Source organism: Providencia sp. PROV202, assembly GCF_028479565.1.
GTDB classification, from domain to species: domain Bacteria; phylum Pseudomonadota; class Gammaproteobacteria; order Enterobacterales; family Enterobacteriaceae; genus Providencia; species Providencia zhijiangensis.
On record NZ_JAMPNV010000005.1, the window covers coordinates 298,390 to 308,507 of the forward strand.

Genomic DNA, 10,118 nt, shown 5'->3' on the forward strand with positions numbered 1-10,118 from the left:
CAAGTGAGCTAATCCCTAGGAGCATACACAAGTATGTGCCTAGGGTTAGTGAATGCAGCCAAACACAGCTACAGCGCGAAGTATGACGAGGATTTAGTTAGACTCAATCTTAGCCCAAGTATCACGCAACCCAACCGTACGGTTAAACACCAGCTTATCCGCACTGCTCAGCTTGTTATCTGCACAGAAGTAACCTTCACGCTCAAACTGGTACGCTTTTTCTGCTGGCGCATCGCGCAGGCTTGGTTCAACAAAACCTTGGCGAATGACCAGAGATTCTGGGTTCAACACTGATAAGAAATCATCTTCAGCTGCTGGGTTTGGTACAGTAAATAGGCGGTCATACAGACGAATTTCCGCTGGCAATGCATGTGCTGCGCTTACCCAGTGAATAACGCCTTTAACTTTACGACCGTCAGCAGGGTCTTTATTCAATGTGCCTGCATCGTAGGTACAGAAGATAGTCGTAATATTGCCTTCTGCATCTTTTTCTACGCGCTCTGCTTTGATGATGTAAGCATTACGCAGACGCACTTCTTTACCTAATACCAAACGCTTATATTGGCGGTTAGCTTCTTCGCGGAAGTCTGCACGGTCAATATACAGCTCATTGCTAAATGGCACTTCACGCGTTCCCATGTCTGGGTTGTTCGGGTGATTTGGCGCTTTCAGAATTTCTTCCCCTGCTGGCATGTTTTCAATCACTAAACGTACTGGATCGATAACTGCCATTGCGCGTGGCGCTGAGTCATTTAGGTCATCACGGATGCAAGATTCTAATGCAGCCATTTCAACATTATTATCTTGTTTTGTAACACCGATGCGACGACAGAATTCACGGATTGAAGCCGCTGTGTAACCACGGCGACGTAAACCTGAAATTGTCAGCATGCGTGGATCATCCCAACCAGCAACGTGTTTTTCAGTCACAAGTTGGTTTAACTTACGCTTAGACATCACTGTGTATTCAAGATTCAGACGAGAAAATTCGTACTGACGTGGATGACAATCAATAGTGATGTTGTCCAATACCCAATCATACAGACGGCGGTTGTCTTGGAATTCTAATGTACACAGCGAGTGTGTAATACCTTCCAGCGCATCAGAAATACAGTGGGTGAAGTCATACATCGGATAGATGCACCACTTGTTGCCAGATTGGTGATGCTCTGCAAATTTAATTCGATACAAAACCGGATCGCGCATAACCATAAATGGTGATGCCATGTCGATTTTTGCACGTAAACACGCTTTACCTTCTTCGAAGCCACCCTCACGCATTTTCTCAAATAACGCTAAGTTGTCTTCAATCAGGCGTTCACGGTAAGGGCTGTTTTTACCCGGCTCTTTTAATGTGCCACGGTATTCACGAATTTCATCCGCACTTAATTCATCAACGTAGGCAAGGCCTTTTTTGATAAGCTCAATCGCGTATTGATATAAAATATCAAAATAATCCGATGAGTAGCGAATGTTGCCGCTCCACTGGAAACCTAACCATTGGACGTCATTTTGAATGGAGTTCACATACTCAACATCTTCTTTGACCGGGTTAGTATCATCAAAGCGTAAGTTACACTGGCCTTGATAATCCTTCGCGATACCAAAGTTCAAGCAAATTGATTTCGCATGGCCAATGTGTAAGTAGCCATTCGGTTCAGGTGGAAAACGGGTATGTACTGATGTGTGTTTCCCAGTCGCCAGATCTTCATCTATGATCTGACGGATAAAGTTAGTTGGGCGAGCATCTGCCTCATTCATTGTCATCGTTCCTCAGTGCCAAAAGCGCGCTAAATTCGTATAGTAACCGAATATATTCTACCATAATACGTCCAGAAACAACCGTTTGATTAAGGTTAGTCGGCAAAAGCAATGGCAAAGGGGGATTTTTATCAAAAAATAGGCTATTTATACGAATAGCATGACCCCAAGAACGACCATCAATAAAATGGGATAGCTTTGAGCATGGCGTTTATCACTCAAGTAGGGCATCAAAAACGAAGCAAAACGAATACCTAGCCACGAGGTAGCAATCAAAATTAAAGCGCCTTTAATATAAATCATCCCTAAGAAGCCAGAACCTAATTCAAGGTGCTTTTCCATAGCAAAATAGAAGTAAATCAAGGAGCCAGTGATTGCCATCGGTAACGTCAGCGGGTTAGCAAATGCCGCCGCTTGCAACATACTCGCGCCACGGCGACGCATCAAAGGTACGGTCATCACACTGCCTCCCACACCTAAAAATGCCGCGACGGTACCGATCACTGTACCGATGAGCGTGTCCTCAATGCATTTGCCTCTTATTAACGTATTACCTTCTGATTGGATTTGCATAAATCCAGGGCGAATAAAGCAATCGAGAATAGTGATAATGAGATAACCGATAAATATCCAGCGGATCCATTCACTGTCTACCGATAGCGCGATGAGCGCACCTAAAATGCCGCCCATTGAAATAGGCAGCATAAAAGGTTTGATAATTTGCCAGTTGAAGTTCCCTTTCAGGTAGTGTGCTCGGCTCGATAAGCTTGATGAGAAAATCATCACAAATGTGGACGTGGCGACGGCGATTTGCATCGCAACGTCGCTGGCATCATGGCGGGGTCCCCAAACAAGGGTAATTAAAGCATATAACAGGGGTACCGTAATAAAGCCGCCCCCAAAACCGAATAGCGCTGTTGTGATCCCCGAAATGAAACCAAATAAACAAAGTAGTAAATCCACAGGACAATCCTCAAAGATGGTTGAGTTTTTATCTTATCCTTGAGAACCGCCCTGTGCTTATGCAGATTTGACAACTCGCTTTGAGATTTCGCCAAATTCATTAACAAATATAACCTTTAAGTTACAAATATCAGCAAATTCAATCAATTAGCTTTTTCGCCATACATCAAGCTCATCGGCAAATTTCCCAACGGATTCCCCTTTCGGCGCCTTAGGCATCTGCTTAATAGCTTGAGCAACACTGATAATCAAACCCATAAATTCATCAGCAAGTCGCTCTTCACTCTGATTAGGTATTTCAGTAATATTTCGACCTGCTTTGGGCTTCCACTGCCCCCTTAACGCATCAAAGAGATTAAACAGTTGCTGCTTGGTGCTATACAGTAGGCTGCCATCTTTAAAAACATCCTGAAAACCCAATTCATCGATATAATAGTCAAGAAGATCTTCGTTCGCTGGGCTGTTAATATAGACCCCCTCGCCCCCGACCTTGATGAGAAAAAATAAAATACTCAGCAATGAGTAAACCATCATTTTTCCATCTAATGCTTTATTGTTTTTCTCAAAATTTTGCAGTATTTCGATTGTCGCTCGACGGCAATGAGGGTCATAGCTACAGATACAACCTCCCGCTGCTTTATCGGGTATTCGGACTAAAATTCGGTTACGGCTAATAAGTTTAAAACAGAAACTAAAGCTCTCTTTGGTCATAACAATTTCTTGATACTCAAGCCAATCTAAAGGCTCTTCCATTGCTAACGAGCTGATATTGCAATATTTTAAATTTTCTTTGTTCATTCTACGAATGCGAATCGGATTCCCTGAACATTGAAAAAAATGGTTCATTTTTTGAAACACATATTCGCTAGCTTCACTCACGAGCGTTATTTTTGACATCATCTTATTTATTCCTTTAAAAACAGCTTCCTTTAACCAACCGATTTCCTTGAATGATTTTTCGCCTCGCCAACAAGGGAAATTTACTTCAAAGAAAATAAGCCATAAGAGAAATAAAATAGTAATAAGTGCCAAAAAGTTAAATTCGGTTATACCGAATACATGATTGATTAATATAGGAATTAATGCCTTGGAAGTTAATACTTTGGGAATTAATGCTTTGGATATTAACTACGGATAACTTAGATAAAAAAATGCCAGCTAACTAAGCTGGCATTTCCTAGGTACTGCTCAGTATTTTTTATCTATACGTAGACTATTTTAATACGTGATAAATAACGGTTTCACCGGCAGTAACCTGACCTTTCGCTAAAATCTCAACGCCAGCGAAGTCATCGATGTTACTGATGATAACAGGGCTAATCATTGATTTTGCATTCTCTTCAAGGAATGGCAGGTCGAGTTTCAGAATTGGTGTACCCGCTTCAACTTCCGCACCCTCTTCAACTAAACGCTCACAGCCTTCACCATTTAATGCAACGGTATCAATCCCCATATGCACAATCAGTTCAACGCCATTCGCGGTTTCGAGGCAGAATGCATGGTTAGTTGGGAAAATTTTCACAATTGTCCCTGCAGCTGGCGCCACCACTTCACTGCTGGTTGGTTTGATAGCAATACCATCACCAACGATGCGGCTAGAGAACGCTTCATCAGGAACCTGATCCAATGAGTAAACTTCACCACTAACGGGTGCGATTAACGACAGAACCGCGTTACCTTTTGCTTTTTCTGCTGCCGCTTTCTGGCTTTTTTCTGGAGCAGCCGTTGGCGCAGATGCCGCAATAGGGCCTTTTGCCATCACTTCCGTCATCGCTTTAGCGATTAATTCCGCGCGAGTTCCTACAATCACTTGCACGTTTTGCTTGTTCAGGCGGATCACGCCAGATGCACCAATACGTTTAGCAAGTGGGTCGTTGACTACCGCTGAATCTTTTACGCCTAAACGTAAACGCGTGATACAAGCGTCGATGTTAACGATGTTGTCGCTACCACCTACCGCAGCAATATACTGGCGAGCTTCTTTTTGAATTTCGCTTTCATCACTGTGTGCATCGCTAACGTTTTCGTCATAGCCATCAACAGTCTCATCACCCGCGCTAACTTCACGGCCTGGAGTTAACAGGTTGAATTTGCGGATCATGAATCGGAAAATCACGTAGTAGATACAGAAGAAGACCAAGCCTTGAACAATCAGCATGTACCAGTGAGTTGCGAGTGGGTTACGTGTCTGTAAGAACATATCCACCAGTCCCGCACTGAAGCCGAAGCCTGAAATCCATTCCATTGTTGCCGCAATATAGACAGAGATACCGGTCAATAATGCGTGGATCACATACAGTACTGGTGCAACGAACATAAATGAGAATTCAAGCGGTTCAGTGATACCTGTAAAGAATGCAGCAAACGCACCTGCAATCATGATACCCGCCACTTTGGCTTTATTTTCTGGACGTGCACAGTGATAGATAGCCAGAGCCGCACCTGGCAGACCGAACATCATGATAGGGAAGAAGCCTGCTTGGTAGCGACCCGTGATCCCAACCGTTGCCAGACCTGCTTCGATGGACTTCGCGCCACCTAAGAAGTTAGGAATATCGTTGATTCCCGCCACATCGAACCAGAATACGGAGTTCAGTGCGTGGTGTAACCCAACAGGAATTAATAGACGGTTAAAGAAGGCGTAGATACCCGCGCCAACAGAACCTAAGTCTTTGATGCTTTCACCGAATGCCACTAATCCGTTATACACCACTGGCCAAACATACATCAGAATGAATGCCAGAATGATCATCAGGAATGAGGTTAAAATCGGAACGAGGCGACGACCACTGAAGAATGACAACGCTTTTGGCAGCTCAACGCCACTGTAGCGGTTGTAAAGTTCAGCAGAAAGAACCCCGACAAGGATACCCACGAACTGGTTATTGATTTTATTGAATGCAGCCGGGACGGATTCCACTGGTACACTCATAATCATTGAGTAGGATGCAGGCGAGCACAGTGTTGTCACCACTAAGAAGCCGACAAAACCGGTTAATGCAGCAGCACCATCTTTATCTTTAGACATTCCGTACGCAACACCAATCGCAAACAACACGGACATGTTGTCGATGATGGCAGCACCGGATTTGATCAGTAACGCAGCGATTGCGCTATTGGCGCCCCAACCATCTGGGTCAATCCAATAACCAATCCCCATTAGGATTGCGGCGGCTGGTAATACGGCGACAGGCACCATAAGCGCCCTACCAATCCGCTGTAAGTAGCTAAGAATATTCACAAACTCCCCCTTTGTATCGCTCTATTTTTGTCCCATTTCAGGATCTTATTTTCACGCATCGGAAATATATCCGAAGTCGCTTAATTATAGCAATTCATAGAATAGATGAATTTTTTCGCGATACAAAATAAATAGCTGGAAACTGTGATAAATGTCAACGAAAGAAACCTAATATTGACTAAATTAGTAGCTATTCTTGAAAACTTATTTTATGATTAAAAATAAGTTTTTTATATGATTTGCTGTATATACTCCAAGTACCTCAGTCATAAGACAATGTTGAAAATGATCAACACAATTGAGATTTGGGGTCCTACAAGTATAAATTTAAAGAAACACTAGAGGTAAAAGTACATGAGGCTTATCCCATTAAATAATGCTCATGATGTTGGCGTATGGTCCGCACAGTACATCGCTGATAAAATCAACGCATTTAATCCGACAGCTGAACGCCCTTTCGTTCTAGGCTTACCGACTGGCGGGACACCGCTTGCCACCTACAAAGAATTAATTGCCTTATATAAAGCAGGTAAAGTCAGCTTTAAGCATGTCGTGACATTTAATATGGATGAATACATTGGTATTCCAAAAGATCATCCACAAAGTTACCACACGTTTATGCACCAAAACTTTTTCAATCACATTGATATCCAAGCCGAAAACATCAATTTACTCAATGGTAATGCCCCTGATGTCGATGCTGAATGTCAACGCTATGAAGACAAAATCAAATCCTACGGTCAAATCAACCTGTTTATGGGTGGTGTAGGTAATGATGGTCATATCGCGTTTAATGAGCCAGGTTCTTCTTTAAGTTCGAGAACGCGTATCAAAACACTGACACCAGAAACTCGCCAAGCTAACTCTCGTTTCTTTGATAACGATATTAATCAAGTTCCTAAGTACGCATTAACCGTGGGTGTTGCTACTTTATTAGATGCGAAAGAACTGATGGTATTAGCGACGGGTGCAAACAAAGCTGATGCCGTTCATGCTGCGGTAGAAGGTTCTGTTAACCACTTATGGACAATCAGCTGTGTGCAGCTACATCCTAAAGCATTGATTGTCTGTGATGAGCCAGCAACATTAGAATTGAAAGTCAAAACGCTCAAATATTTCAAACAATTAGAATGTTCGAATATCGAGCAGTTTGATTAATTTATACTCAACCCTATTTGAGCGTCTCTAAAAGAGCCTAAAATAGATAGAGTATCGAACACCCGACCCGCCATACTGATGCGGGTCGGTGACCCATTTTACTCGCGGTCAGGAGTTTTACGCTATGTACGCATTAACTAATTGCATTATTTTTACAGGTCACGAAAGACTGGATAACCACGCAGTCATTATTGATGGCGAAATCATCAAAGCGGTGTGCCCAGAATCCGAACTCGCTCACGATATCGAACGTAGAGATTTAAAAGGCGCCATTCTATCGGCTGGCTTTATTGATCTCCAAGTGAATGGCTGTGGCGGCGTGCAATTCAATGACAACGAAGAAAACGTCACATTGAAAAACCTCGAAATCATGCAAAAAGCCAATGAGCGTGCGGGGTGTACTAGCTTTTTACCAACACTTATTACCTGTTCAGATGAATTAATGAAGCATGGCGTTGATGTCATGACTGAATATCTGAAACGCAATAAAAACCAAGCGCTTGGTTTACATATTGAAGGCCCTTACATTAATTTGATTAAAAAAGGGACTCATAACCCAGAATTTATCCGTAAGCCATCAGTCGAGATGATGGATTACTTAGCAGCACATGCTGATGCGATTAGCATGATCACGCTTGCACCTGAAATTGTTGAGCAACGCTTTATCCACCAGTTAACCGAAGCGGGTATTGTGGTCTCAGCGGGTCACTCCAATGCAACCTATGAAGAAGCGCGTCAAGGCTTCCGCTCTGGTATTCGCGCATCAACCCACCTATTCAACGCAATGCCATATATTTCTGGTCGCGGTCCTGGTCTGGTTGGTGCAATTTACGATACCCCTGAAGTCTATGCTGGCATTATCGCGGATGGTTTACATGTTCAATGGGCCAATATTCGCAATAGTAAACAACTCAAAGGGGATAAACTGGTTTTAGTCACCGATGCGACAGCACCAGCGGGAATTGATCCCCAAACAGGTGAAATGGATCATTTTATCTTCGCAGGTAAAACCATATACTACCGAAATGGATTATGTGTCGATGAAAATGGCACACTGAGCGGCTCTTCCCTGACCATGATTAATGCGGTGAAAAACAGTGTTGAACATGTTGGCATTCCTCTTGATGAAACATTAAGAATGGCCACCCTTTACCCAGCAAGAGCCATTGGGGTAGAGACAACATTAGGTTCCATCGAAGCCGGCAAAACGGCTAACTTGACTGCCTTTAACCAAGACTTCCAAGTCCTTTCAACTTATGTAAACGGAGAGGAAGTCTATAAAAATGAGTAACTAGCTGATGAATCAAAGCCACTCGCTAAAGCAAATTGGTAATATTGATCTCGTAAAACAACTCAACAGTGCTGTCGTTTACAGCCTGATTGATCAACAAGGACCGATATCTAGAATTCAGATAGCGGAGCAGAGCCAACTTGCGCCAGCGAGTGTCACAAAAATCACTCGTCAGTTACTCGAACGCGGTTTAATTAAAGAAGTAGACCAGCAGGCCTCCACCGGAGGCCGTCGAGCTATATCCATCGTCTCCGAATACAAACATTTCCATACCATCGGTGTGCGCTTGGGGCGTTACGATGCCACAATCGCCCTGTATGACCTTAGCGGTAAAATGCTGGCAGACGGGCACTACCCTATTACAGAACCTACTCAGCAAATCGTTGAACAGAAACTGATTGCAGCACTTGAAGATTTTATCTCGCTGCACCAGCGACGTATCCGTGAATTGATTGCTATTTCGGTGATATTGCCAGGGCTGGTCAATCCGCACTCTGGAATTGTCCACTATATGCCACATATTAAAGTGGATAATTGGCAGTTGATTGATAACCTACAGCAGCATTTCAATCTCACCTGTTATGTTGGGCACGATATTCGCAGCCTCGCCCTCGCTGAGAGCTATTTCGGAGCCACCCAAGATTGTGAGGACTCGCTTCTTGTACGCATCCACAGAGGCGCTGGAGCGGGTTTAGTCGTTAATAAAGAGATCCTTCTTAATCATCGAGGTAATCTTGGGGAGATTGGGCATATCCAAGTTGACCCACTAGGTGAGCTTTGCCATTGCGGTAATTTTGGTTGTTTAGAAACCATCGCCTCCAACCAAGCCATTGAAGCTCGCGTGAAGCAGCGTTTAGAGCAGGGCTATACGAGCCAATTAACCCCTGAAACCAGTTCAATTACCCATATTTGCCAAGCCGCAAACAAAGGCGACCCACTGGCAACCGAGGTTATCCAACACGTCGGACGCCAAATTGGTAAAGCCATCGCCATCACCATTAACTTGTTTAATCCTGAAAAAGTGGTGATCGCCGGAGACATTACTGAAGCTGAGCAGGTTCTATTACCTGCCATTCAAAGCTGCATTGATACCCAAGCTTTAAAAGGTTTCCGTGAAAACTTACCGATTGTCACCTCGCAACTGGTTCATAATTCAGCAATTGGTGCATTTGCACTGACAAAACGCGCCATGTTAAACGGCGAATTGCTCCAAAGATTATTAGAAAGTTAACTTTGCGCTCTTTCTTATTGGTAAACAGCAAAATAGCGCAATAAATCCCAGTGTGATTTTTAACCATCTTAATAATAACAAATCACATTTTTTCAAATTCGGGGTTGTTTTTTGCTGGCTTTATCGACAAAATGATTATTCATCAAACAAACAGACGCATTTTCTAAAAAATAGTGCAAAAAGCTGTTGACTGTCTTGCCTGTAATTAGCATAATGCGCCCCGCAACGCCGATGAAGGTTAAGCAAAAAAAGATGGCTATGTAGCTCAGCTGGTTAGAGCACAACACTCATAATGTTGGGGTCACAGGTTCGAATCCCGTCATAGCCACCATTTCTTTGCGGGAGTGGCGAAATTGGTAGACGCACCAGATTTAGGTTCTGGCGCCGCAAGGTGTGCAAGTTCAAGTCTTGTCTCCCGCACCATTTTCCTTCTCGGTTAAAATTGAATTTAAGATTGGGGTATCGCCAAGCGG

At 43.4% G+C, this 10,118-nt stretch carries 7 protein-coding genes and 2 tRNA genes; 5 read left to right on the forward strand and 4 right to left on the reverse strand.

Annotation, left to right across the window (positions count from 1 at the left end; all coding sequences use genetic code 11):
* Positions 1-93 precede the first annotated feature (93 nt).
* The 4 genes from glnS to nagE form a co-directional block, all read right to left on the reverse strand.
* Positions 94-1,761 (reverse strand): glutamine--tRNA ligase, encoded by a 1,668-nt coding sequence (gene glnS / locus PR799_RS04180; protein WP_154628691.1) that lies wholly within the window; start codon positions 1,759-1,761, stop codon positions 94-96.
* A gap of 147 nt (positions 1,762-1,908) precedes the next feature.
* The gene (locus tag PR799_RS04185; RefSeq protein ID WP_272521320.1) at positions 1,909-2,724 is read right to left on the reverse strand and encodes a sulfite exporter TauE/SafE family protein; all 816 of its coding nucleotides are present in this window, start codon (positions 2,722-2,724) and stop codon (positions 1,909-1,911) included.
* Between the two features lie 147 nt (positions 2,725-2,871).
* On the reverse strand, positions 2,872-3,624 hold the full coding sequence (locus PR799_RS04190; RefSeq protein WP_272521321.1) for a hypothetical protein: 753 nt from the start codon (positions 3,622-3,624) through the stop codon (positions 2,872-2,874).
* A 313-nt stretch (positions 3,625-3,937) separates the two neighbouring features.
* Positions 3,938-5,965: an N-acetylglucosamine-specific PTS transporter subunit IIBC gene (gene nagE / locus PR799_RS04195; RefSeq protein WP_272521322.1), complete on the reverse strand. Its 2,028-nt coding sequence runs from the start codon at positions 5,963-5,965 to the stop codon at positions 3,938-3,940.
* A 354-nt stretch (positions 5,966-6,319) separates the two neighbouring features.
* Between nagE and nagB the strand changes: the two genes are divergently transcribed.
* The 5 genes from nagB (at position 6,320) to PR799_RS04220 (ending at position 10,068) form a co-directional block, all read left to right on the forward strand.
* Positions 6,320-7,123, forward strand: coding sequence for a glucosamine-6-phosphate deaminase (gene nagB / locus PR799_RS04200; protein WP_108479370.1), 804 nt, complete (start codon positions 6,320-6,322; stop codon positions 7,121-7,123).
* Positions 7,124-7,247: 124 nt separating this feature from the next.
* On the forward strand, positions 7,248-8,414 hold the full coding sequence (gene nagA, locus PR799_RS04205) for an N-acetylglucosamine-6-phosphate deacetylase (RefSeq protein WP_154628695.1): 1,167 nt from the start codon (positions 7,248-7,250) through the stop codon (positions 8,412-8,414).
* A gap of 7 nt (positions 8,415-8,421) precedes the next feature.
* A complete protein-coding gene (gene nagC / locus PR799_RS04210) occupies positions 8,422-9,645 on the forward strand; it encodes a DNA-binding transcriptional regulator NagC (RefSeq protein ID WP_154628697.1) in 1,224 nt (407 codons plus the stop codon).
* A 254-nt stretch (positions 9,646-9,899) separates the two neighbouring features.
* Positions 9,900-9,976, forward strand: a tRNA-Met gene (locus PR799_RS04215).
* Between the two features lie 7 nt (positions 9,977-9,983).
* A tRNA-Leu gene (locus tag PR799_RS04220) sits at positions 9,984-10,068 on the forward strand.
* The last annotated feature ends 50 nt before the right edge of the window (positions 10,069-10,118 follow it).